Source organism: Providencia sp. PROV202, from assembly GCF_028479565.1.
Classification (GTDB): Bacteria; Pseudomonadota; Gammaproteobacteria; order Enterobacterales; family Enterobacteriaceae; genus Providencia; species Providencia zhijiangensis.
The window spans coordinates 23,377-48,978 of sequence record NZ_JAMPNV010000016.1 but is presented as its reverse complement, the minus strand read 5'-3'; the positions used below and the strand labels follow the sequence as shown (position 1 = coordinate 48,978).

Here is a 25,602-nt window from a genome sequence, read left to right as displayed (position 1 = left end):
TTTACAGGAAGGTAAAGAAAATCATCCCAACAATCGCGCCCGTCGTGCCTAAAATCGTTTCCATGATAGTCCACGTTTTTAAGGTTTGAGCTTCAGTTGCGCCAGTAAATTTACCGAATAACCAGAAACCAGAGTCATTCACATGGCTCAGAATTAATGAACCACCAGAGATACAAATCGCTAATGCCGCCAGTTGAGCTCCAGAGTAACCTAGCTCACCGATAACAGGCAGGACTAAACCAACCGTCGTTAAACAAGCAACAGTCGCAGAGCCTTGGATAACACGTACCGCACCCGCTAAGACGAAACATGCGACAGCAATCGGTAAACCTGCACCAATCAGCGAGTCACCTAATGCAGGACCCACACCAGAATCCACCAGCACTTGTTTGAACACGCCACCCGCACCGGTCACTAACAGGATGATACCCGCAGGTTGGATTGCCGCAGAACAGACCGCCATCACGCGCTCTTTATCCATACCGTAACGGAAGCCTAAGCCGTAGATTGCCAGCAAACATGCCAGTAATAATGCAGTAAATGGGTGACCAATAAATTCTAACCAATTTTCTAGATTGGAGCCTTTTTCCACAAAGTGAGTTCCGATGGTTTTTAAACCGACCAGTAATAGTGGGAACAACACAAGGCTTAAACTGAATCCAAAGCTTGGCATTTTGCCGTTTGATGTTTGTGGTGCTTGGTAGTCAGCAGGAATATCAATGTGAACAAACTTGCTGATAAAGCTACCAAACAGTGGACCCGCTAAAATCATGCTTGGGATAGCCGCACACAGACCAATTAAGATCATCCAGCCGTAATCTGCTCCCATTTGTGACGCCACCAGCATAGGAGTGGGTCCCGGTAATAGGAAAGCTGCCGCTGCTGCTACACCGGCAAACAGAGGAATAGCTAAGCGAACCACGTTGTGACCAGTACGGTTAGCGACGGCAAATACCACGCCGATTAACAGCACGATAGCCACGTCAAAGAATAATGGCAGTGCACAGATTAAACCGGCGATCCCTACCGCATAGTGCGCGCGTTTTTCACCAAAAAGGTCTAATAACTTATGAGCGACCTGATCCAATGCACCTGTTTCATGCAGGATTTTACCGAACATCGCACCTAAGGCCACGACGATAGCGAGGAATCCAAGGGTTCCCGCCATCCCTTTTTGCATGGTTGCCGTAATATCTTGCACTGGCATACCAGAAAATAGACCCGCGCCAATCGACACAATCATTAACGCCACAAAAGCGTGTAAACGCGCGTACATCACTAAAAATAGCAATAACACCACCGAGCCAACGGCGGTCAGTACCAATGTTAAAGTACTTAATGTTTCTACTGGTGCGTTCATGCTTTATCTCCCGTCATGATTTGACGAATGGTTGCACAGGTATTGTCGATAACCTCATTGAGCGCAGGACGGATATCAACCGCATAAGCGTCGGCTTCTTGGGTATCTGGTTCTTGCAGTGTATCGAATTGTGATTTCAACATTTCGGGTTTAAAGAAATGACCACGACGCGCTCTTAAACGCTCTTCAATCACCGCTGCATCGCCTTTCAGATAGATAAAATAGAGATTTTTATTATCTTCACGAAGAATATCGCGATAACTCTTTTTCAATGCAGAGCACACAACCAGAGAAATCTGATTGGTTCTTTGCATTGCAAAAATGGCACCATTCAGCGCTTCTAACCACGGACGACGGTCGTCGTCATTCAACGCTTGTCCGGATGCCATTTTCATAATATTGGATTTCGGGTGCAAAAAGTCCCCGTCTAAAAAGGCAGCTTGTAACTGCTGAGCAACGCCACTCGCCACTGCGGATTTGCCGCTACCCGATACCCCCATTAAGACAAATGTGTAGTTTTGATTTTGGGTATCACTCATAGGAAACTCCTCGGGTGTTGAAAAGAGGTTATTTAATTCTAGATTTGAAATTTAATTTAGGTTGTTATTCCGGTACCCTGGCAGGATGTTACCGGTAACAGGTTACGGGTAACATTATTGCTAGTGGATATTTATTTAGCAATTAGATAGGTGAAGAAAACAGCGGAATTGTGATGGTAATCGCAATAATCTTTTGCTGACTCGATGCAACCTTACTAGATACTTTCACCTGTTAATAACTTAAAACCAACATCGAACTTTTTCTGCGATAATTTTTCGCCTCGCATCCTTGCCAGCAGCACTTCTGCCGCCTTGCGCCCCATAAGGTCACGAGGGGTTAAGATACTGGCTAATTTCGGTGTCATCACCTGCCCCACATCATGACCGTGGAAGCCCGAAATAGCCAAATCGTTGGGGACATTAATCCCTAAACGCTGGCATTCAAAAATCGCGCCTATGGCTAAGTCATCGTTGGTACAAAATAGCCCATCCGTATCGGGATATCTTACGCGGCATTCTTGAAGTAATTGCGCACCAAGAGAATAAGAGGAGCTCTCTTGAGTCATTAAATTACGTGGAGTCAGTTTGGCATCGAGCATGGCTTTTTCATAGCCTTCCAAACGGATGATTGTCCGCTCGTCCTGCCTTGCCCCTAAATAGACTACTTTTCGGCAGCCACGGTCGATCATCGCCTGCGTCATTTGGCGAGACGCTTCAAAGTTATCAATACCGACTGCGGAATCAAAACAGGGAGTGATGCTATCCATGATTTCAACCACGGGAATACCTGCGGTTTTAAGCATGCGTAACGTGCGCTCGGTATGGGTACGTTCCGCTAAAATCACGCCGTCGATATTGTAAGAAAGCAGCGAAGTGAGGCGCTCTTCCTCCTTTTCTGCACGATAACCATAGTGCGCCAACATGGTTTGATAACCATGTTTGTCGGTCACGGCTTCAATACCGCGGATCACTTCCGCAAAAACTTGGTTGGTTAATGATGGCAATAGAACGCCGATGGCGTGGCTTGTGGCATTCGACAAAATATCAGGTGCTTTATTTGGGATATAGCCTAATTCCTCCACTGCACTGGCAATCTTCCCGCGCAAGGATTCTGAAACTTGCTCAGGATTACGCAGAAAACGGCTCACCGTCATTTTTGTGATACCGACTCGGTCGGCTACATCTTGCAAAGAAGGTCTTTTATTCTTCATATATCCCAGATTATCTATAATACGCCGTTATATTTCGCTATGTTCTGCGATCTGCCAGTGGATATCAATCCTTGATATTGCTTTAAATCACAGAAACATCGACTTTTCAGTGCTATCTCGTTTTTACTGTTGACTCTGTTGCCTGACTTCGCTAATTTTCGCGCTATATAAATATAAGTATAACGATATTAATTATGGCAATGAACAGAAGACATTTTATCCAATCCTGCGCTGTCCTTGCGGCATTCTACAGTTTACCTGCATTTAGTCGCAGCCCTGTCGCAGAGGCATTATTCGGTACTTTACCTGCAAACGGTAATATTCAAAAAGTGATCACGGCGGGCCCGCCCGCAGACTTACTGATGTTTGCCCTCGCCCCAGAAAAAATGGTGGGTTTTGCCTCAATTAACTTGAAAAAAGGGAATAGTGAACTGTTTGCGCCACAATGGATGAATTTGCCTGTTTATGGTCGTCTTGCGGGACGAGGTAGCACGTTATCCCTTGAACAATTATTGGCTTACCATCCTGATTTGATCCTCGATACTGGCAATATCGATGAAACCTACCGTTCCCAAGCGGAAAAAGTGGCTAAACAAACCGGCATCCCGTATTTGCTGATGGACGGCAAGCTGATTGATGCTCCGCAACAGCTGCGTCAACTTGGTCGTCTATTGAATGTTAATCAGCAAGCTGAAAAACTGAGTATGATAGCAGAACGCTATCTTAGCAATGCGCAACAATTTGCACTAACTCAACAACAAAAACCCCTCAGTTTTTACCTCGCCAGAGGTGCAAAAGGGCTACAAACTGGAACAAAAGGCTCTATTCATACTGAAGCCATCGAAATGCTCGGTTTTCGCAATGTGGTGGATATCGATGGCTTCCACGGTTTGACCGATGTTTCCATGGAACAGCTGTACCAGTGGGAACCCGATATCATCATCACCCAATATGATGAATCAGTTGAATTAATCACTCGCTCGCCATTATGGGCAGGACTCAAAGCTGTCTCATCGAATAATCTTTTCGTCTTCAGTGGTATGCCATTTGGTTGGTTAGATGGCCCTCCGGGGATCAACCGTTTATTGGGCATGCGCCGCCTACAAAGCCACTTTGATAAAGCAGTTGAAGAGACGATGACTCACGATCTCAGGCAATTTTTTGAGCTGTTCTATCACTCATCGCTCACTCAAGAGCAGGTCGACTTGCTAATGGAAAGGTCATGACGGCGAGCTGGCTCAACACCAAAACTAAACCATTATTATTGATGGCTATTTTGCTACTCTGTTTTCTGATGGCATTAATCAGTGGTAAATACTCACTAACCTTGGAAGAGCTCTATCGCTTGTTTATCCAAGCGCCTGTGGACGACCCTCGCAGCAACACGGTATTTTGGCAAATTCGCTTTCCGCGCGTCTTAGCCGCCATTTTAATCGGTGGAGGGCTGGCGATTGCCGGCGCGGCTTACCAAGGCATGTTCCGTAACCCGCTAGTATCCCCCGATATTTTAGGGGTTTCCGCAGGGGCGGGCGTCGGGGCTGTTTTAGGGATATTTCTCGGGCAATCTCTGGTTTCCATCCAACTGTTTGCTTTTGTGGGTGGGTTAATCACCGTTGCCGTAGTCTATTTTATCGCCCGTTTGGCACACCAGCACGACCCGATTCTGTCCCTTGTGCTGGTTGGCGTTGCCATCAGTGCGATTTGCGGCTCAGCCATCTCATTAATGAAAATATTAGCCGACCCCTACACGCAGCTTCCCTCTATCACGTTCTGGCTACTGGGTGGTTTGTCTTCCATTACTCAGCAAGATTTATGGTCAGTCCTGCCCATCATGATAGTGGGTTTTATCCCCTTATTAATGCTGCGTTGGCGCATGAATTTGCTAAGTTTATCCGATGAAGAAGCCAAAAGCTTAGGGGTGAATGTTACGCTCAATCGCACCATTTTGATTGTTAGCGCAACACTGATTACCGCCAGCACCGTGTCAATTGCCGGCATTATTGGCTGGGTGGGGCTGATTGTTCCCCATATTACGCGAATGATAGTGGGTGCTAACTTCCGCTATCAGCTCCCTGCGGCAGTGGCCATCGGCGCTATTTTACTGCTGATCACCGATACGCTAGCTCGCACCATTGCCGCCATTGAGCTACCTCTTGGGATCTTAACCTCCGCCGTGGGCGCGCCTTTTTTCTTAGCCATTTTGCTGCAAACAAGGCGGGTTAAATGAGTATTTTAACCTTAGACAATGTGGCGATTGGCTACCACCGCCAAGCCATTATTGAAGGCATTAACCTGCATTTACCTGAAGGTGAGATGACCTGCTTGCTGGGCGCGAACGGGTGTGGAAAAACGACCTTAATGAAAACCTTATTAGGTTTGCTTCCTGCCATTGCTGGGGACATCTGCTTACAAGGGCAATCCATCAACCAGCTGAAACAGCGTATCGCGAAAGTGATTGCTTACGTACCCCAAGCTCACGATACGCCCTTTACGTTTTCAGTGGTCGATATGGTGATGATGGGACTGACCCCCTCTCTCTCTGCGTTCAGCCTACCGGGAGAAAAAGAAAAAGCCAGTGCCATGGAGCAATTGACCCAATTTGGCATTGAACACCTTGCAGAGCGCTTGTATAGCACTCTCAGTGGGGGAGAAAAGCAGCTCGTTTTAATTGCCAGAGCCTTAGTCCAAAAACCCAAATTATTGATTATGGATGAACCTGCGGCAAGCCTCGATTTTGGCAATCAAATTCGGCTGTTACAGCATATCGAAACGCTGAAGCAGCATGGGATCACGGTGTTGATGTCCACCCATCATCCCCAACATGCCGCCGCCATTGCCGACCATGTGATTTTACTCAACAAACAACAGCAGGCACGGCAAGGCTCGACTCAAAGTATGTTAACGCTCACTAACTTGGCAGAACTCTATAATATCGATGCACCGAGTATTACGGCGCATTTTCAGCTTCCACTCAATTTTACTTGTTAAGGTCAGGGATCATGCTTATTCACCAACTCGATTTTGCCTCGATGTATCAGCAGCATATGCAACAAGCCCAACGCACACGCAAAGAACCAGAACATTGGGATAAAAAAGCCCACCAAATGGCGCAAAACTGTGCCAATCCGAACGATCCATACTTAATTCGCTTTCGCCAATTAATGGATTTTACGGGTGCAAAAACTTTGCTGGATGTGGGATGTGGGCCCGGCTCTATTAGCCTTTATCTCGCTAACCAATTTCAATCTGTCACCGGCATTGACTACAGCGCAGGTATGCTCGAAATGGCCAATATTCGTGCCAAAGAGATGAATATCACCAATGCACAATTTAAAACCCTTGCGTGGGAAGATAGCTGGGGCGATTTACCAAAAGCCGATATTTCGGTGGCTTCTCGCTCTACTCTCGTGGATGACTTAAAAGCCGCAATGTTAAAACTCAACCGCCAAACTAACCTGCGCGTATATACCACCCACACCGTTAACCCGACATTTATTGATGAAAGAATTATCCGCGAAATTGGGCGTGAAGTGGTTAGCTTGCCAACCTATATCTATGCCGTGAATGTCCTGCATCAAATGGGGATCCACGCCCGTGTCGACTTTATTAAAAGTCCGAACCGAGGTGGATTCGATAACGTGGATGCGTTTATCGATAGCGTAAATTGGTCTCTCAAAGATCTCACCGAAGAAGAAATTGAAAAACTGCGTGCTTACTACCAAAAACAAACCGCAGACGGCAAACCCCTACCGTTCCCATCCCGCGATTGGGCGATGGTCTCATGGGATGTGGTAGATGAAGCGGAACTGACATTATGATCTACGTGCCTGACGCCCTGATTGACCAGTTGCTGCTCGACGATATCCAATACGGGGATCTCACCAGCCGTGCCCTTGGCTTACACACCCAGCAAGGCACCATGACCTTTACCTCTAAGCTTGGCGGCTGTGTCAGCGGGTTGGATATCGCCCAACGTATGCTCACAAAGCTGGGCATACGCAGCGAATGCCTATTTCGTGACGGAGATATTGTGGAGCCACAAAGCCGCTTGATTAGCGCGTCTGGCTCGGTTGAAGCACTGCATCAAGGATGGAAGGCAGTCCAGAATGTCTTGGAATGGTGCGGTGGCGTCAGTCACTACACCCATCAAATGGTTATGATATTAAAAAAATATCACCCTAATGGGCAGCTCGCTTGCACGCGAAAAACGATTCCCACGACCAAGCCCCTTGCATTAACCGCGATCCTCGCCGGCGGTGGCATTATCCATCGTGCGGGTAGCGCAGAAACTATCTTGCTGTTTACCAATCATCGCAACTGCCTCGCCAACCCCGATGATTGGCAGTCACATGTCGATACGTTACGAGCGGCCGCCCCAGAGAAGCAAATCATTGTTGAAGCCGATGACTATCAGCAAGCCCTGCTTGCCATTGCTGCTAACGCCGATATTGTGCAGCTAGATAAACTTCCTGTGGAGCAGATTCAGCAATTACAACGCTTGGTGAATGAGAAAAAATCCTGCTGCCGATTATCTATTGCCGGTGGCGTTAACCTGCAAACTATCGAAAGCTTTGCGCAAACAGGGATTCCTCTGTTGGTGACTTCAGCGCCCTATTACGCAAACCCGAGAGACATCAAAGTACAGATATTTAAATCTTAACGACCCAAATACATAGATTTAAAACCTTATCCTGCGGCTAACCGCGGGATGGTGTTTTATGGCAAAAGCGACGCCCATCGTTATATAAAAATAAATATATCGATATAAATCGCAGGAAAAACTAACTGGAAATTATTAATAATGAAAATAAAACAAATTACCTATTTGATAGGAATGGCGTTATTCGCAGCACAGGGGCAAGCAGCAACGACCTCTCCAGAGAATAATCAGGCACAAGCTGATGCTAACCGCGATGTGATGTCCGTCTGGAGCACCCCACTCGCCGCTGATGCTAACGTGATCACTGAGTCGCAAATGAAGCAACTCAATAAAACCAACGTGGCTCAAGCCCTCAGCACCCTACCCGGCGTGGCGATTCAAAAATCCGGAAACCGTAACGAAACTCAAGTGAACGTGCGTGGCTTTGACAGCCGCCAAGTTCCTGTTTTCTTCGACGGTATCCCGACTTATGTTCCTTATGACGGTACCCTTGATCTTGGGCGCTTTATGACCAGTGAACTGGCGAGTGTCGAGCTTTCGACTGGGTATACTTCCCTGTTACAAGGCCCGAACTTAATGGGCGGTGCCATCAACTTAACCACCGCCACCCCGAAAAAACCATTTGAAGCGAATATCAGCCTGAACCAAGGCTTTGCGCGTGGTGCAGATAATGCCCATAACGTTAGCGCCCGCCTTGGTGGTCGCAATGATTTAGGTTTTATTCAAGTCAGTGGTAGCCAATATAAACAGCGCTTTATGGGCCTGCCTAGCTCTGACGATAATAACCCTTATGCAGGGACTCACGGGCGCCGTACTAACTCCTCCACCGATGATAAGCGTTTGATGTTGAAAATGGGCTGGACGCCACGAGAAGCCGATGAGTATGTAGTGACTTATATTAAGCAAGATGGATCTAAAGATAGTGCTACAAAGATTGACCCTGATGTAAAAAAAGGGCTACAGCGTTGGCAATGGCCTGCCTATGATAAAGAAAGTATCTACTTTAGTGGTACAACACAAATCACCGAAGATATCGCCGTACAGAGCCGCTTATACCACGACAGTTTTAAAAATACGCTTCATCAGTACACCGATAACGATAAGAAGAAAAAGAAAAAAAGCACAAGCTACGATGAATATAAAAGCTGGAACATGAATTACAGCCGCTATGATGACTACAGCAATGGTGCCGATTTACGCGCTGACTTTACCGTACGCGAATTAGATATGCTGTCATTTGCTGCACACTGGAAAGAAGACGTTCACCGCTCCCGCAGTAATAAAACCAATCCATTTGACCGTTATAAAGATCAAACCTGGTCTGTTTCCACCGAATACCAATGGGTCGCGACAGATAAGCTCGATATCATCGGCGGAATTGGCTATGACTGGCGCGATAGTGATGATGGAAAACGCTATATATACAATAAAAAAACCGGCGCAATGGAAGGCGTTCAACATTATGACAATAACAACCAACATGCCTTTAACTGGGAAATGATGGCGCGTTACCATTTAGAAAATGAAGATACCGTTCAATTCTCTGTATCCGAAAGAACACGTTTCCCAACACAGAAAGAGCGCTATACCGAGAACAAAATGAAGAATGATGATTCATTCCTCATTAACCCGCATTTAGATGCTGAGCGCGCACTGACCTTTGATTTAACTTACAAAGGGCATTTCACTCCAGTGTGGAGCTATACAGCAAGTACCTACTATAACCACGTTTCTGATGCCATTATGGCGCACCATGTAGGCGAAAATAAAAAAGGTGGTGCATTACTGCAAAACCGTAATAGCGGCAAAGTGGATTATATCGGCGCAGATCTAGGCACCACAGGGCAAATCACCGATTGGATGGAAGCAGGTGTAAACTACAGCTATATCCACGCCGATCCGAAACATTATAGCGTACGCCATGTTTCAGAGCTGCCAACCCACAAAGCGTTTGCTTGGGTGAAATTCACGCCATATGAGCCAATGAGCATTACGATTACAGAAGAAGCTAGAAGCTGGGCATTTAACTATGTGGACAGTGAAGATAAGGTACGCGGCTTCGCCAAAACCGATCTCCGCGTGGATTATGACTTAGGGCATGGGCTATCCGTGAACAGCTCAGTCAACAACTTGTTCGACAAGTCCTATGAATATACCGATGGCTATATAGAAGAAGGTCGCAACTATTGGCTAGGAATTGAATATAAATACTAATACGTAATTATATAAGGCAAGATATTACTTTCTTGCCTTATAAATTGAGAAATAAATTGTCTTATCAGTTAATTTGACCTATAAATAGAATTAAGCGAAATCCCTTAGGATAATTCTTATAAATAACTCTACTTAACAACCTCAAAATTTAGTTTTATCTACCGATATCACAACGAAAATGAATGTATTTATAATAATAAACTAGCGATAATATTTTATTTAGTTTATTACTCCGATATGATATTCAAATCAATATTTTTGCTAATTTATAGCAAAAAAGCTCATCCCCGAATACTTGAAGTTATTCCAATCCCTATTTAGACTATACTCATAATTAAATTAATAAAAATATATAAACCCCCAGAATAAATTTAACTTAAATTACATTAAGCCACTAATTAATGGTGGCTTAGCTATTGAATTATTTGAATTTCAGAGAGCAGACGATAACTATGATTGAAAAACATGATTATACAATCGATAACAAGTTTATTTTTGAGCACAGGACAAGTCGTATTTTTCTAAAAGATGATCCAGATCAACATATTGAATTATCTAAACCTGCCGCTCGATTATTTGGTGAAATCCTTTTATTAAATTTAAAGAAAGGCATTGCTACCCGAGACGAACTTCTTACAAATGTTTGGGAAGAATATGGCCTGGTTGGCTCAAATAATAATTTAAACACCTATATCAGCGAAATAAGGAAAAAACTTGAGCTGGTTGGTATTGATCCAAAAACAATTGTTACGGTTCCCAAAAAAGGATTTAGAATTGATAGTCATCTATCCAGTATTGCAATGGATAATGACAACAAACAAACTGTACCTAGTGAAATTATCACCACAGATAATTATGGGATAACAGAAACACTTGTCACCCCATCTAAGAGTTTGCTAATACCCCAAAATACTGAACTTACAAAAGTCTCTATTTCCGAGGGTAAAAATGAAATTGTAGAATTTAATGCTTCAATAAGTAATAGTACCGATGATTCAACAAAAAAAACCATTTCAACTTCAGAAATTATTACCTCTAAAAATAGTAATCTAAAAGGTAGAATGCTTTTATTCGCTATCATTTCATTCATCTTGATAGGCTCATTTTACTTATTTATCAATACACTAAAACAAAATAATGATGAAAGGAACAGCTATACAACGTTTGGAAACCGAGATAATTGCGTATTTCAATCACCTATCAAAATGAATGAACAGGCAAAAAAAACCAATCTCGATTTTATTAATAAAAAGCTAGATAAATATAATATTGCCTGCGAAGAACCAAAACGAATTATTGTTCTTTCAGATGTCAATGCCTCTTACTCATTCGATAAAAATGCTGCAATTAGCGTTTGTAAAGAAAAAAATAATAAGTTTGACTGTGTTTCTATTAACGATCAGAGAATTTAAATGAAAAAGTATTTTATTACTGCGGCTCTAGCTGCGGTTATTATCCCCATTACTTATGTTACCTTTGCAAAAGATAAAGATGATGTGAAACTTTGTCATTCTGAAATTGTTTGGATAAAAGAAAATGGCACACCGGATGGTATTATCCTTAAATCTAAAATGTCATTACAGGTTTCAGACAATCATAATGGAAGAATGAATTTTTATGGTTATATAAAAAACCAAGAAACCATTTATCGATTAGATCGTGCTATTTATTTTTCCTATACACCGGTAGATAAAAAGGGTAATTATTCCATCGTGATGAATTCTTCATCAGTGACAAACTCTGATAGCACCCCTAATGAAGTATTTTCCAATTTCATTCAATTGGAGAAAGACAAAATAAAGTATTATGTGAATATCACTAGAATGGAAGATAATGTTTATATTTTGAAGGATGAGGCATACTCTGCCTTCACTTGCTATGTTGAATAAGAATAAAGCTTAATAATTTCTATATTAAAAATGTGTACTTTAGAATAAATAAAAAAGATTAAAAAAAAGCCTACCAACATTTACGTTTAAGTAGGCAAAACCGTCAACATGGGAAAATGACGAATACAAAATTCTTAACGCTTTACATCATGGAATGGTCATTACCAGTGTAATCACACCACTAAAGTTACCCGGTGCAACCGTACCATTCGTTTTCAATACAGATTCTACTGTCACAAGCTCATTTGTATTTGCTCTTGCATTGATAATCGTACCAAACCAAGCTGGTTGACCATTCAATGTCACTCGTGACATCAATTCACCATTCGGACGTAAATTCACATACTCTTGCAACATGTTTGAAGAAACTTTTACTCGCATGTTTTGGTTACAAACAACAGAGAAGAATCCACGCTGCGTATTGCCATTCAGATCCCCTGTATTCAATGCACCGTGATCTAATTCCATTCGGTTATTTGCAACATAGCTGAAATAACACTTACCTGCAGGTGGCGGCGCAATACCACAAATTCCACCAGGTAGCATTTTCGCAGAGCTACTAGTGCGGTTTGTGTCTAAAAAGATACCGACACACTCATCTGCTGTAATAGATCCGGAGTGACGACTATCCCCTCTTTTAGGAAAACTCAAACCGCATTGGTTTTGCGCTGCATCAATAATTGATTGCATCGTCGGATAAGTCGCGAAATTTATGGAACACTCCCAGTCTTTACGAGACCCTGCGCCCCCAATATTTGGCGCTGTATGTAAATGGTTAATCGTAAAATAACAGTTCCTAGCACCACCAGAACCTAGAACAGAAACACATGGGTTTGGTTCCGTAGAAGAGTTAGCTCTCCAATAATCAAATTGGTAATAATAGGTATGGCTACTCCCTGAAGAGACAATATCTTCAACATACGAGAAATATGTCGACCCATAACCAAGAGAGCTTATAAAAAGCAACGGTATTAAAAATAACCTTTGAATTCGTTTTCCCATTTCAGTTCTCTTTATTTACTTAATAAAGCTTAGTTAAATCAAAGCAATACACTTTGATAATAAAATTACTCGTACTCAAATATAAATGTTGCAGTGGCTGATATTTTACCGACTTTCACTTGTTTATTATTCACAACATCCGATGTCGCTTTGATAAATGAATTAAACTGTAATTCATTCTTACCCGCTTTACTGATTGGCATTAGCGATGAAAATTGATTAATTTTCATCGGAGTTCCATCGGTTAACTCAATAAAAATACCGAGTCCTGGGTTTAAGTCGCTGCCCGTCAACGCAAGGGAACCCGGCAACAATAAGTTTTCAGTTCCAGAGAATTTCACTTTCAACTTTTGTGCAATGGTCAAATCGCAATCTGATAACACTAACGTGAAGGGTTCATTAGGAAATTGAAATCCCGGCTCATAGATATCCAACAGTCGGATATCACCAAAATCGACTTCAACCTTTGAGTTTTCTGGTAACACCACACAAGGTGCGTTCACCAGAGTCCCTTTGATTTTCATATTATTCTGCGCGGCTTGCGCAGGCGTCGTTGCTACCACAGCGAGGTTTCCCAGTAATGCAAATAAAATTCCAAAACGTATTTTCTTATTCATTATTGGTACTCCACTAGCATGGTTCCGTTTGCAATAAAGTCGCCCGTTTTCAGCTCTTTATTACCATCACGAACCAATACAGCCCAAAGTACCCCAGGGTTACTTGGGTTAATTAAATATTTTTTGCCTAAATCTAAAGTTTGATCGCCCAGTTGAAATTTAACTGCAAGGTTGGTAATTCCTGTATTCAACCCATTAGTATCAAATGCACTTTTTGCGCCATTTAATGTTAAATACATGGCCCAGTTGTTCTTGTTTTCTTCACACTGAATTTGGTAATTCACCTGTCTCTTTTGAGCATTCCCTTGAATGGATTTAATGGAAACGTTACCAAATTCCACTTCAATATCTTTACCATTATCAATATGGCACGGTGGCGGCGTGATTAAATTACCTTTAATCAGAATATCTGTTTCGTTATCTTTCGCCATTGAAGAGAAAGGGAATAAGATAAACAGTAAAAACACCCCAATAAGCTTATAAATGTCCCGCATGTTTATCACCCTTATTGATACTCAACTTTGAGTGTCGCATTAGCCGTGAAGGCTTTCGCTGGTAAATCAGCACCACTTTTCTTCACCAACACCGCAAATAATTTAGTCGGTGATGCAAAGTTAAAGCCACGCCTAGTTTTTAATGGAAAATCACTAGCATCCGCCTTAAAAAGGACACCGAGATTATCGACACTCGTTTTAAGTACCCGCTGGTCAAACGCAGCGGGCGTGCCGTCAATATACATATTCAATTTTGGTTGAACGCCATCTTTACAGGTAATGGTGTAGTTCATTGGCTGTTTATACACTTCACCTTCAATACGCGTGGTCATGACATCGCCAAAATCGACTTCTATGGCTTGTCCATTATTAATCTGGCAGGGTTTGGATAAGACGACACCTTTAATTTCTACATATAGGTAGCCTGAAAATCCAAAGGCACCTGACGTAAAAAGAGTCGATGATATCAATAATACCTTGGCTAAATTTTTAATAGACATCATAGCGGTAGACCTTATTTTCTAGGTACGACAGAACACTCAACCGCGCTGCAGTTAAATTTCAAGTCAATCGTACCGCCAAAATCGTTGAGATATACTAAGGTTGGTGATGTCCCGATATCTCCTGTATTTTTTCCTAAGCTAGCTTCACCACGAGGTGGAACCATAATAGGTTCAAAATCGGCAACTTCTGTCTTACCTTTGCTGAATTTAGTGACTGATAAGAAGTAAGGGGTTGGGTTTTTGACAATGTATCCACCACCCTGTTTCACCAGTTTTATATCGTTTTCTTGAGGAATAGTTTCCATTCTTTCTTTCGTCGCAATTGCAGCTGGACGATAGAACAGTTTTATTTTTGTTTGTAACGCAATTTGTAATACGTTGGCTTTCTCACTACGCGGTGGTATTTCTCGCACGTTTAGGTAATAAACGCTTTCCTGATCTTTCGGTAATTTAGCGATAGCAGGCACAGACTGAATTTTAATTTGGCTTTTTGAATCCGCCTCAAGTCGGTGTACCGGCGGCGTCACAATAAAAGGGGAATTTACTTTTTCATCTTTATCGTTTTCTATCCATGCTTGCGCCAAATAAGGGCTAGTTTTGTGTTCATTACTTAAACCTACACTCACTGATTTATCGCCCTCGTTGTAAATCACACGAGTTCTATCAATAGCAATGGCTGCATAAGCTGATTGAGCCAGTAATGAGGCGCTTAAAATAGCGACCGCATTGCGTTTAGTTAATAAATTCATATTTTCACCGTTGACGTTAAAAATTTTTTTTAATTATTTACATGGCAGTAAAACATCGTGCTCCATGTTGCTATCTAATTTTTCAGGCAGTTGAATATGACATGACGTATCATCACCCCATGTCACATCAAGCGACTCTGATGGGTTAACACCCGCTAAGTAAACAAAACCTTTATCTGAAATAATTCCAACTTCTACTTTCTTCGCATTTTTCACTGAAGCCCCAAATGGTGGGTAGCTTCCATCAGCTAAGCTGATAATTCCCATTAATTTTTCACCCGTGATGACATTGAATTTACGGTAACCAATGGCACCTTCTGTCAGGGTTGCATACTGTGTCGATTGCAGTGCTTCTGCATTGTCCGGTACATTTTTCAGATCAATATTTAAGTTATTACGGTTGTAGTCCATCACACTAGTAATCACCGCTTTACCATAACGGTTGGTTTTCACTGGTGTTACTCCATTTAAGATGGGTACATCTGCGACACCATTAGTATCGACTAATATTCTAGATCCGCCATTAATTGAGTTATTACGGTGTATTGCGCCACCTTCACCCGTCATTGTCATACCGCCTTTTAACTGCATAGAAACGGCAGTTTGGTTATCCTGAGTATAGGTACCACTCAAATTCAGCTGGCTTCTATCACCATCGTAACTGTATGTACCCGCAGTCGTAACTTTATCTTTATCCCAGTTACCCGCAGATACCGAGTAAGAAGAGCGATTATCAATTCGGCTATAATAGTTAACGTTATTAGAGTTATTTCCCCCAGAATAAGAACCGGAATAGCTTATGCTCGACTCATTTTTATCTAATGGGATCATGAGGTTTAAATAAACACCATCATCATCACTGTCACGTGATTTCGTTTTATATGCCGTTAAGCTCAGACTGATATTTTTAACTTTGCCGATATCAAAATAGTTTGAAAGCGTAAAGTTATACTGGTTGGTTGATGCTCTATTCCAATAAGTTTGGTGCGAATAGTTTAAATACATGTTGGCGTTATAATCAGGGAACGCCGTACCAAAGATAATGGTATAAAGCTCTTTACCGCTATCGACCGTATCGCCTTTATAGCGACGGTCAATAAACTGGCTCATTGACATATAATTTCGTTCAGAGAATCGATAACCCGCAAACGTGATCTGACTGTTAATTTCATCAAACTGCTTAGAATACGTTAGGTTATAAGAGTTACCGGTTAACGTTTCATTGTCATCCAGTCGACCCATTTGCGCGCGAGAAATGTTGATGTTTCCAGATAAAACACCAAATGGCGCAAAGTCACGACCTAAACCAAATGCAACGTTTTGATATTCAGAGGATGCCTGTAAACCACCATAAACCGTGATATTGTTTGTCGCCCCCCAAGAGAGCGACCCCATGCTAAATGCAGGGCCTTGAGTATCATGATCATCTTTCGTCGGTTTACCCATCACAAATTGATAGATTAGCTGTCCCGGGCGTGTCAACGTACCTAGTCGAGAGGTTTCCACTCTATAGCTGCTTGTTGTGCCATCTTGTTCTTGGATCACCACATCCAGCGTACCGCCACCGAATGAGTTCACATCCTGAATACGGAATGGACCTGGGCTAACTTCTGTTTGATAAATAATACGACCATCTTGTTTTACCATGACTGTCGCATTCGTTTTTGCAACACCCGCAATTTCAGGCGCATAGCCTTGTAAGCGAGGTGGCAACATGGATTCGTTGGTTTCTATGCTTGCCCCAACATAACGAATACTATCAAACAGGTTTGATGCTAAATATTGCTCCCCGAGTGTCAAACGCGCACTCAGTGAACGAATCGCTCTATAGGCGTATAATTGGTTCCAAGACCATGATTTGCTGCCTTTATTCAACTCACCATTTTGAGTCTGCCAATCTGCACGCAAACGCCATGCACCGAAGTTTGCCCCCATTGTCCCTGTGGCCGTCAGACCTGATTTCGTTCCTTTATCGCCGGTTTGTTTATTAACAACGCGTCCTGTCGCGTTATAGTCAATAAATGCACCCATGATCCCGTCATCCCAACGAGATGGTGGGTCCCAATCAGGGTCTGAGTACTCCATGTAGGCCTGAGGAATATTGAACTGTACAATGTTCTTTGCCAAATCTCCTTGAATGGTCATATCCGGAACTGAGCGAATATCCAAACATTTTCCATCATCTAGCCATTTGACTTGGCTATTCCACTCCTTTTTTAATCCCAATAATGCATAAATTTCAGGCGTGATACATGCCAACGAAACTTTGTCGTCGTAATTAGGATTAAAAAAGGTGATAGGTTGTTCCATAGAAACTTTAGCGCGGTTAACTTCAATCGCTAAAGAGTAATCCCCAGGAGGGACATAGTTGGCGTGAGAGAACTTACTGAAGTCGACGTTTTCTTTACCTTCAGAATCAATGAAGTCGGTGTTAAAATCAACGGCCTCTTCAGAGAATGCAACCATTGGCGTTAACATTAAAAGCATTAATTTTGTAATTAGATTTAGCTTCATGCTTTTCATTAACTATGCGCCTATACAAACAAATACAGTGAAGACGATATAAGAAATATGGCGTATGACTACGCCATATTATTCTCTATAGAAACTGACTATTATTGGTAAATAATTTTGAAGTTAGCTACAGTGTCAAAACGACCTGTTGTTGCTTTCTTAGTTGGGTCTTCGTTACCTTTAACGTATGCAGCAAAATGCAGAGTAGTTTCTGAACCGTCACCGTTGCTTAACGCGTAGCCATCACCAGTGCCTGGGAATGCTTTACCAAATTCAATAGGTGTGTCAGCACCATCACGTGTAGAAATTACGATGCCCGCGTTTTTAACTTTACCGCCTAAGCCCAGTAAGTCACCAGTGAAGCCTTGGAAACCGTTTACTGTAGAACCAGTAAATGTGATTTTTGCGTTTTTGTAAGTTTCAGTAGAGCAGTTTTTCAGAACGATATCGAACGCTTTGCTGTCTGAACGGAATTGGTTAGAAGTCAGTTCGTGTAACGCGATTTCGCCGAATTCAACTAATTGCTTCAGGTTGTCAGCATCGATTGAACATGGAACGTCGTTAATGAAACCAGTAAAACGGATTTCACCTTGTGAGCTTTCTACTGGATCAGCAGCTAAAGCAGCACCAGAAACGCCAACACCTAAACCTAAAGCTAGAGTTAATGCTAATTTATTCAGTTTCATAAAAGTTTTCCTTTAAATGAGTAGGAACTGCTATTTCTCTTTTTCTCTGTCCTGTTTTCACTGATGCAAAATCAAGTCTATTTACTTAAACAGTGCATCCTTGAAAATTCCTCTAGCTTTCCTACTTGATGAATTTCATTCAGGTTAGAGATTTTTTTATATAAACGAGATCCATCTCATTTATGTGATTTAAAAAACAGAACTCATTAAGCCAACATTCTCACTTCTAAATTAATTACTGAGTCATTCATTAATTAATTAAAATTGATATAGAACACTAAATGAATTCTGATAACTACCTTGTGATATTTTCTGATGTCAATTCTACATACGTGACATATGTTGTCAAAAACCACCCAAATAAAGCGTTAACTTGGTTTTTTATATCGACAAAGTGCAGATAAACAATTTTTATCCACTGAATGAGTGCTTAAACCTGAAGAAATGATGAATTACTTAGAAAGATTTATATAAAGGCTTCATTTTGCATTTATAAAAATGTCTAAATATTGCAAAAAATCTATAAATATAAAAATCTATATTTATATTTATATACAATTTAATAAACCGTACATATGCAAATTTATTAGATTTAACATCTGTTTCATGTCTTTTTTACACCAGTAATCGCTACATAAAAAACAAGAGGTAAGATAAGTCTTAATTAAAATCAACGTCAAATAGTAACAATGAATTTCAATAATTGTTTTTATTTAGTTAAAATTAACACTCAATGATTAACTAAAATGCAGCAATTAATGATTTATTTAAAATAAAAAAATCCACCTTTTAAATAAGGTATTCATTCTTTATTAACGTTACCTTTATTAAAGTTAAAATTGCGTATTCAATTTAGTAAAAAAACTGTTTATTTCATCACCACTATTTCAAACACAACAGAAATGGAAGTTATGGTAAACTAAACAGTAATAAAAACTTGAAGCTATCTAGGTGGGGCCAAACAAGATGAAAACAATCAGTGAAGACAAGCTGCTTACAACGGCCGAACGTATTTGTCAGGCTCGAGGCGTGCGTTTAACCCCACAAAGAGAGACTGTTCTGCGGTTAATTGCGCAGCAACACGGTGCGATCAGTGCTTATGATTTGCTAGATTTACTGCGTGAAATAGAGCCTCAGGCTAAACCACCTACCGTTTATCGCGGTTTAGAGTTCCTCATGGAACAAGGGTTTATTCATAAAATTGAATCCACAAACAGCTATGTGGTTTGTCACCATGTCGATAATCCAAGCCATATTTCAGTGATGTTAATTTGTGATAATTGTGGCAATGTGACCGAAAGTGACTGCACAACCATCGAAAAAGCGATTAGCACACTAGCCGAAGAAAATCATTTTCATCTCAGACATACAGTGGTAGAAAACCATGGTTTATGCCAAAAATGTTTTGAGGTTTCCAATTGCCAAGATCACGAACTCTGTGACCATGACCATCACAATACAGTCAGTTCAAAAAAGAAGTGATATAGAAGAAGAGATATACAGGAAGTAAAAGAAAGGGATCTATATAGCAACATGAAAAATGGCTATATAAAGAAGGTCTATATAAAGAAGTAAAAAGTGAAAATAACTCTATAAAGAAAGGCTATTCGGAAAAGAGATATTGAGTCTGCTGCCAGACTCAATCACTCATCATCAATGCCAATCACTGTTACGGATAACCCCAACAGCCAGACCTTCAATGGTAAAATTCTGTTCGCGCAAATCAACCACGATTGGTGCAAAATCAGCGTTTTCAGCAATAAGTTCAACGCGATTACCTTGTTGCTTAAAGCGTTTAACCGTGACTTCATCTTCGATACGTGCCACAACAATTTGCCCATTATGGACATTCTGTGTTTTATGTACCGCAAGTAGATCACCATCCATAATACCGATATCTTTCATCGACATACCATTTACGCGTAATAAAAAATCCGCGTGTGGTTTAAATAACTCTGGGTCGACTTGGTAATGGCTTTCAATATGTTCTTGTGCAAGCAATGGTTCGCCGGCAGCAACACGTCCAATCAGAGGAAGTCCTAAATCTTCGGATTCTTCTTCTAACAACAGACGAATGCCTCTGGAAGCTCCAGAAACAATTTCAATTACCCCTTTACGAGCTAAGGCTTTTAAATGTTCTTCTGCCGCATTAGGCGAACGAAAACCCAAACTTGCTGCTATCTCAGCGCGTGTTGGTGGCATGCCCGTTTGCGAAATGTGGTCACGCACCAGATCGTAAACTTGCTGTTGTCGAGCTGTCAGTGCTTTCATCCCGTTCCCCTGTTTGTTTATACAGTCAGACTGTGAGTATATACAGGTAAATGGGTATTGGGAACTGTTAAATTAGCCAAAATCTGCATTTGTTGATGAATTTCTGGCTTTTTATCGCTTTTACTGTTTTTAGCCCACTAAACCGCAAAATAACGCGCCCATAAAACGGTTCCCCAGATAAACAGTGCCAATCCTATCGTGACGAACACGGCTGCGGAGCCGATATCTTTCGCTCGTCCAGATAATTCATGGTATTCACTGCCAATACGGTCAACAACCGCCTCAATCGCACTGTTAATTAACTCAACAATAGCGACTAAAACCACTGATCCAATCAATAAAATCCTGTCAATTTGGCTAACATCCAAGTAAAAAGCTATAATTATCGCAATGATAGCAGCAACCGCTTCTTGACGAAATGCAGCTTCATTTACCCATGCTGCTTTTAAACCTTTAAGGGAGTATCCAGCCGCTTTGATGACCCGAGTGAGTCCCTTAGTTTGACTTGCCATATTTTTTCCTTAATTTCTAAACAATAATCAACTTTTGCAGTCAAAGTGAATTATCGATAACAGATCTAAACATTGCTTTCTGATATGATTGCGCAGCATTACTAACAAGAGGCTATAATCATTTATGTCACTATGGCGTAAAATATATTACAACACGTTGAATTTACCACTGAAATTATTGGTAAAAAGTAAACTAATCCCAACGGACCCGATAACAGAGTTGCAGCTTGACCCAAACAAGCCAACGCTGTACGTCTTGCCATATCACTCAAAGTCCGACCTTCTCACGCTTCGCCAACAATGCTTAGCGATTGGTTTACCTGATCCACTCGTGGATAACGACATCAATGGCACCAAGCTCCCAGCCTATGTGTTTATTGATGATGGCCCGCGCGTGTTCCGTTACTACTCCCCAGATCCACGTAAAGAGTCAGTAAAAATATTCCATGCGTATCTGGATTTGCATAAAAACAACCCAAATCTTGATATTCAAATGCTACCTGCATCCGTCATGTTTGGACGTGCGCCAGGTCGCGAAGGGCATAAGCCTGCCCCACTGAAACTCTTAAACGGTGTGCAAAAATTCTTTGCAGTCCTGTGGTTAGGGCGCGATAGCTTTGTGCGTTTTTCTCCGAGCATTTCTCTTGGCCAGATGGCACAAGAGCATGGCACTGATACCATCATTGCCAATAAACTCGCTCGCGTAGCACGTATTCATTACTCTCGTCAGCGTTTGGCGGCTGTAGGGCCTAGATTACCAGCACGCTATGAGCTGTTTAATAAGCTGCTGTCCTCTAAAGCCATTGAAAAAGCCGTTGAAGACGAAGCTCGCAGTAAAAAAATTCCATTACAGAAAGCCCAGCAAAATGCCGTGGCGATGATGGAAGAGATTGCCGCCAACTTCTCTTATGAAGCTGTGCGACTGACTGACCGCGTACTAGGCTGGACATGGAACCGCTTATACCAAGGGATCAACGTTCAACACGCTGAGCGTGTTCGCCAGCTGGCGCAAGATGGCCACGAAATTGTGTATGTGCCCTCTCACCGTAGCCATATGGACTACCTGCTGCTTTCTTATGTGCTTTATCACCAAGGTTTGGTGCCACCACACATTGCGGCGGGTATTAACCTGAACTTTTGGCCAGCCGGCCCGATTTTCCGTCGTTTAGGCGCATTCTTTATTCGCCGTACGTTCAAGGGCAATAAACTCTATTCTACCGTATTCCGAGAATACCTCAGTGAGCTATTTGCTCGCGGCTATTCCATTGAATACTTTGTGGAAGGAGGTCGTTCACGTACAGGTCGCTTACTGGAACCGAAAACCGGTACCTTGTCGATGACCCTACAAGCGATGCTACGCGGAGACTCCCGCCCTATCACCATCGTCCCTATCTATATTGGTTACGAGCATGTGATGGAAGTAGGCACTTACGCGAAAGAGCTGCGCGGTGCTGAGAAAGAGAAAGAAGGCTTCTTCTCCATGGTGCGTGGTCTGCGTAAACTGCGTAATTTAGGTCAAGGCTATGTGAACTTTGGGCAACCAATTTCACTGACCCAATACTTAAATAACCGCGTACCAAATTGGCGTGAATCTATTGACCCAATTGAGCCACAGCGCCCAAGCTGGTTAAACCCAACCGTCAGCAGCTTAGCCGATAACATTATGGTGAATATCAATAATGCGGCGGCGGCCAACGCAATTAACTTGTGTTCTACGGCACTGTTGGCTTCACGTCAGCGCTCTCTCACTCGTGAACAACTGCTTGAGCAAATCGAGTGCTATCTGCAGCTACTGCGCAATGTGCCTTACACTGCCGATGCAACCACGCCGAACAAAACGGCTGAAGAGCTGCTTGAACACGCTTTGCAGATGAATAAGTTTGAAGTCGAAAAAGACAGCATGGGGGATATTATTATTCTGCCACGCGAAAATGCCGTCTTAATGACCTATTACCGTAACAATATTCATCACTTACTGGTTCTGCCTTCGCTTATCGCCAGCATTGTGCTGCACCATGAGCGCATTAGCCGTGACGCAATTCACCAGCAAGTTGCGCTGATTTATCCATTCCTGAAAGCTGAGCTGTTTATGCGTTATGACGCAAATGCGCTCACGGAAACGGTGGATACATTGATTGATGAGCTGAACAGCCAACAGCTGATCTGCGTGAAAGATGAGAATATGGTGGTGTTAAATCCTCGCCGTATCCGTCCTTTACAGCTACTGGCCGCGGGTGTTCGTGAGACACTGCAACGCTACGCCATCACGCTGTCATTGCTCAATGCAAGACCAGAAGTCAGCCGCAATACGCTGGAGAAAGAAAGTCGTATGCTCGCTCAGCGTCTGTCCGTTCTTCACGGTATTAACGCCCCTGAATTCTTTGATAAAGCCGTGTTCTCAACACTGGTCGACACACTCAAAGAAGAAGGCTACATCGATAATAACGAGAACGATATTTTCTCGACGAATGCGAAGAACTTGTACGCTGTGCTTGCACGCTTGATGTCACCGGAAATCCGTTTGACCATTGAGAGCGTTAGCCAAACTGAAGAACTTTCTGCACCAAAACTGGCACCGAAAAATACGCCGGAGAATGCTGATGTAGACTCAGAAACGCCTCAAGAGTAATCTCGCAAATCAGTGATATGCACCAACAAAAAAGGGTAATGCATCTGCATTACCCTTTTTCTTATCCCGTTTTAATGGTTAAAAATAGCTAATCACCATACCGATAAACAGAATAAAACCGACATAGTTATTATTCATAAACGCTTTAAAGCACGGCGCTCGTTCCCGGTTCACCATCAATTGCTGCTGATAAACAAACAGCGCAGCGGCTAGCACTAACGAACCATAATAAACCATGCCTAAGTTAGCCAATGAGCCAATCACCACCAGCAAGCCAACCATGACAATTTGTAGTAAACCAATAATCAGCTTGTCATATTGACCGAACAAAATCGCCGTCGATTTCACGCCAATTTTTAAATCATCGTTGCGGTCAACCATCGCATACTGGGTGTCATAAATCACTGACCAGATAATATTCACTAAAAACAGTAACCAACAAACTAATGGTAAGGACTCACTAACGGCTGAGAATCCCATCGGGATTGACCAGCCAAATGCAGCCCCCAATACGACTTGAGGTAAATGGCTCACGCGTTTTACAAACGGGTAGATCCACGCTAGCGCTAAGCCTGCGACCGATAACCAGATAGTCATGGTATTCAAACTCAATACCAATAAGAAAGAGAGCCCCACCAGCGCAGCAAATAGGATTTTTGCTTCTTTTTCCGTGACATCACCGCTAGGCAGTGGTCGGTGTTTGGTTCTTTCTACGTGCCCATCGAAATTACGATCAGCAAAATCATTGATAACACAGCCTGCGGCACGCATTAAAAATACACCTGCCGTAAAGACAATCAGAATATGCAAACTTGGCGTGCCTTGGGCGGCAATCCACAGCGCCCAATAGGTTGGCCACAGTAATAACAGTGAGCCAATAGGTCTATCAATACGCATTAAACGGCTGTATGCATGCCATTTACTTAGCGCCATACTTCCCTCCACGTTGTCGTGCTCCTTTATGCTTCTATTTTACCCATAAACGTTATTTGAATTATGTTAGATAGTTATCTATATGCAGGTGATTCAGGTAAAAATATTTCGGTTAATAATAATGGTTTTTCGGACAATCTTAGTAAGGAGCGGCGTACCCAGCGGTCAGCGCTGGATCCCATTTCAATATAATCTCGGGTTAGGTTTTCATGACTAAAGAGGTAGCGCCCTAATGGGACTCGCCCAATATCCACTAATTGTTTGTCATTATCGGTGAGCGTCTCTTCTGGGATCAGCGTTCTGCCAATCAACCAAGGGATATTATCCCCATACATAATCACTTCCCGTAGCCAATAACGCTCACTAATTGGTAAGCATTTTTGTTCGTCGGCGGTGAGCATATCCAGTGAGATATAGCGTTCTAAATAAGGTATTACCGTCACTTTCTGACTATGCTGCTCAAACCGCTTGGTCATCGACCCCTGCTCTTGCAACCAATCTAATACACTTTCAGGAACACTCTCGTCGCCCTCTTCTAACCAGTTTATCGGGTGAGAGGTAAAAATCGTTTCAGGCATTCAATCAAATTCCACCATAGTAATTATGGTTATCCCCTGATTGCTACTCCAGCGTGTTAACGTCTAGCGCGTTAAAGCCACAACCAGCATCGTTCATCTAAATTATTGGGCGATAGGATAGCACGTTGTTATTGTGCAAGGTTAAAGATAGATAACAATTTATATAAAAAGTCGCTAATTCAACACAAATTGTAAAAATTTTGTGAAAAATATTTGATTTATAATGAGTTAGCTTAAAAAT

The 25,602-nt window shown here is 42.3% G+C and carries 24 protein-coding genes; 10 read left to right on the top strand and 14 right to left on the bottom strand.

Annotation, left to right across the window (positions count from 1 at the left end):
- Window position 1: 1 nt before the first annotated feature.
- The 3 genes from gntU to gntR all read right to left on the bottom strand — a co-directional run bounded on the left by gntU (window position 2) and on the right by gntR (window position 3,110).
- Window positions 2-1,360, bottom strand: coding sequence for a gluconate transporter (gene gntU, locus PR799_RS12760; protein ID WP_154627233.1), 1,359 nt, complete (start codon window positions 1,358-1,360; stop codon window positions 2-4).
- Complete coding sequence (gene gntK / locus PR799_RS12755; protein ID WP_272522288.1) at window positions 1,357-1,899, bottom strand: gluconokinase; 543 nt, start codon at window positions 1,897-1,899, stop codon at window positions 1,357-1,359. Before gntK ends, gntU begins: the two co-directional genes overlap by 4 nt.
- Window positions 1,900-2,114: 215 nt before the next feature.
- On the bottom strand, window positions 2,115-3,110 hold the full coding sequence (gntR, locus tag PR799_RS12750; protein WP_154627231.1) for a gluconate operon transcriptional repressor GntR: 996 nt from the start codon (window positions 3,108-3,110) through the stop codon (window positions 2,115-2,117).
- 194 nt (window positions 3,111-3,304) lie between these two features.
- Here gntR and PR799_RS12745 point away from each other — a divergent pair, with 194 nt between their 5' ends.
- From PR799_RS12745 to PR799_RS12710, 8 genes are all read left to right on the top strand, one after another.
- Window positions 3,305-4,336, top strand: coding sequence for an ABC transporter substrate-binding protein (locus tag PR799_RS12745; RefSeq protein WP_154627230.1), 1,032 nt, complete (start codon window positions 3,305-3,307; stop codon window positions 4,334-4,336).
- Window positions 4,333-5,337 carry a FecCD family ABC transporter permease gene (locus PR799_RS12740; protein WP_154627229.1) on the top strand — a complete coding sequence of 335 codons (1,005 nt, stop codon included), beginning with the start codon at window positions 4,333-4,335 and terminating at the stop codon, window positions 5,335-5,337. Before PR799_RS12745 ends, PR799_RS12740 begins: the two co-directional genes overlap by 4 nt.
- Window positions 5,334-6,098, top strand: coding sequence for an ABC transporter ATP-binding protein (locus PR799_RS12735; protein WP_272522285.1), 765 nt, complete (start codon window positions 5,334-5,336; stop codon window positions 6,096-6,098). The genes PR799_RS12740 and PR799_RS12735 overlap by 4 nt, the downstream gene beginning before the upstream one ends.
- An 11-nt stretch (window positions 6,099-6,109) precedes the next feature.
- The gene (locus PR799_RS12730) at window positions 6,110-6,928 is read left to right on the top strand and encodes a class I SAM-dependent methyltransferase (RefSeq protein ID WP_272522283.1); all 819 of its coding nucleotides are present in this window, start codon (window positions 6,110-6,112) and stop codon (window positions 6,926-6,928) included.
- A complete protein-coding gene (modD, locus tag PR799_RS12725; protein WP_272522281.1) occupies window positions 6,925-7,770 on the top strand; it encodes a ModD protein in 846 nt (281 codons plus the stop codon). Before PR799_RS12730 ends, modD begins: the two co-directional genes overlap by 4 nt.
- 141 nt (window positions 7,771-7,911) lie before the next feature.
- Window positions 7,912-9,984: a TonB-dependent receptor plug domain-containing protein gene (locus PR799_RS12720; protein ID WP_272522279.1), complete on the top strand. Its 2,073-nt coding sequence runs from the start codon at window positions 7,912-7,914 to the stop codon at window positions 9,982-9,984.
- 452 nt (window positions 9,985-10,436) lie between these two features.
- Window positions 10,437-11,396, top strand: coding sequence for a winged helix-turn-helix domain-containing protein (locus tag PR799_RS12715; RefSeq protein ID WP_272522278.1), 960 nt, complete (start codon window positions 10,437-10,439; stop codon window positions 11,394-11,396).
- Window positions 11,397-11,873 (top strand): FidL-like protein, encoded by a 477-nt coding sequence (locus PR799_RS12710; protein ID WP_272522277.1) that lies wholly within the window; start codon window positions 11,397-11,399, stop codon window positions 11,871-11,873. It abuts the gene before it with no gap.
- Window positions 11,874-12,020: 147 nt separating this feature from the next.
- Here the strand turns inward: PR799_RS12710 and PR799_RS12705 are convergent, their stop codons facing one another.
- The 7 genes from PR799_RS12705 to PR799_RS12675 all read right to left on the bottom strand — a co-directional run bounded on the left by PR799_RS12705 (window position 12,021) and on the right by PR799_RS12675 (window position 18,438).
- Complete coding sequence (locus PR799_RS12705; protein ID WP_272522276.1) at window positions 12,021-12,875, bottom strand: MrpH family fimbial adhesin; 855 nt, start codon at window positions 12,873-12,875, stop codon at window positions 12,021-12,023.
- Window positions 12,876-12,940: 65 nt separating this feature from the next.
- Window positions 12,941-13,492 (bottom strand): fimbrial protein, encoded by a 552-nt coding sequence (locus PR799_RS12700; RefSeq protein WP_272522275.1) that lies wholly within the window; start codon window positions 13,490-13,492, stop codon window positions 12,941-12,943.
- Complete coding sequence (locus tag PR799_RS12695) at window positions 13,492-13,986, bottom strand: fimbrial protein (protein WP_272522274.1); 495 nt, start codon at window positions 13,984-13,986, stop codon at window positions 13,492-13,494. The genes PR799_RS12700 and PR799_RS12695 overlap by 1 nt, the downstream gene beginning before the upstream one ends.
- Before the next feature lie 11 nt (window positions 13,987-13,997).
- Window positions 13,998-14,489, bottom strand: coding sequence for a fimbrial protein (locus tag PR799_RS12690; protein WP_272522273.1), 492 nt, complete (start codon window positions 14,487-14,489; stop codon window positions 13,998-14,000).
- A gap of 11 nt (window positions 14,490-14,500) precedes the next feature.
- Window positions 14,501-15,238 (bottom strand): fimbria/pilus periplasmic chaperone, encoded by a 738-nt coding sequence (locus PR799_RS12685; RefSeq protein WP_272522271.1) that lies wholly within the window; start codon window positions 15,236-15,238, stop codon window positions 14,501-14,503.
- Between the two features lie 33 nt (window positions 15,239-15,271).
- On the bottom strand, window positions 15,272-17,761 hold the full coding sequence (locus PR799_RS12680) for a fimbria/pilus outer membrane usher protein (RefSeq protein WP_272522269.1): 2,490 nt from the start codon (window positions 17,759-17,761) through the stop codon (window positions 15,272-15,274).
- Window positions 17,762-17,853: 92 nt separating this feature from the next.
- A complete protein-coding gene (locus PR799_RS12675) occupies window positions 17,854-18,438 on the bottom strand; it encodes a fimbrial protein (RefSeq protein WP_154627225.1) in 585 nt (194 codons plus the stop codon).
- A 966-nt stretch (window positions 18,439-19,404) separates the two neighbouring features.
- Between PR799_RS12675 and zur the strand changes: the two genes are divergently transcribed.
- Window positions 19,405-19,920 (top strand): zinc uptake transcriptional repressor Zur, encoded by a 516-nt coding sequence (zur, locus tag PR799_RS12670; RefSeq protein WP_272522267.1) that lies wholly within the window; start codon window positions 19,405-19,407, stop codon window positions 19,918-19,920.
- A gap of 171 nt (window positions 19,921-20,091) precedes the next feature.
- On the opposite strand, the gene lexA is transcribed toward zur, so the two are convergent.
- The gene (lexA, locus tag PR799_RS12665; RefSeq protein WP_108479281.1) at window positions 20,092-20,709 is read right to left on the bottom strand and encodes a transcriptional repressor LexA; all 618 of its coding nucleotides are present in this window, start codon (window positions 20,707-20,709) and stop codon (window positions 20,092-20,094) included.
- 137 nt (window positions 20,710-20,846) lie between these two features.
- Window positions 20,847-21,221 (bottom strand): diacylglycerol kinase, encoded by a 375-nt coding sequence (locus PR799_RS12660; protein ID WP_154627223.1) that lies wholly within the window; start codon window positions 21,219-21,221, stop codon window positions 20,847-20,849.
- A gap of 124 nt (window positions 21,222-21,345) precedes the next feature.
- On the opposite strand from PR799_RS12660, the gene plsB reads away from it, so the two are divergent.
- Window positions 21,346-23,850 carry a glycerol-3-phosphate 1-O-acyltransferase PlsB gene (gene plsB / locus PR799_RS12655; RefSeq protein ID WP_272522265.1) on the top strand — a complete coding sequence of 835 codons (2,505 nt, stop codon included), beginning with the start codon at window positions 21,346-21,348 and terminating at the stop codon, window positions 23,848-23,850.
- Window positions 23,851-23,928: 78 nt separating this feature from the next.
- Here the strand turns inward: plsB and ubiA are convergent, their stop codons facing one another.
- Both ubiA and ubiC read right to left on the bottom strand, forming a co-directional pair.
- The gene (ubiA, locus tag PR799_RS12650) at window positions 23,929-24,783 is read right to left on the bottom strand and encodes a 4-hydroxybenzoate octaprenyltransferase (RefSeq protein WP_036955408.1); all 855 of its coding nucleotides are present in this window, start codon (window positions 24,781-24,783) and stop codon (window positions 23,929-23,931) included.
- A gap of 74 nt (window positions 24,784-24,857) precedes the next feature.
- A complete protein-coding gene (gene ubiC, locus PR799_RS12645) occupies window positions 24,858-25,361 on the bottom strand; it encodes a chorismate lyase (protein ID WP_154601999.1) in 504 nt (167 codons plus the stop codon).
- Window positions 25,362-25,602 lie beyond the last annotated feature (241 nt).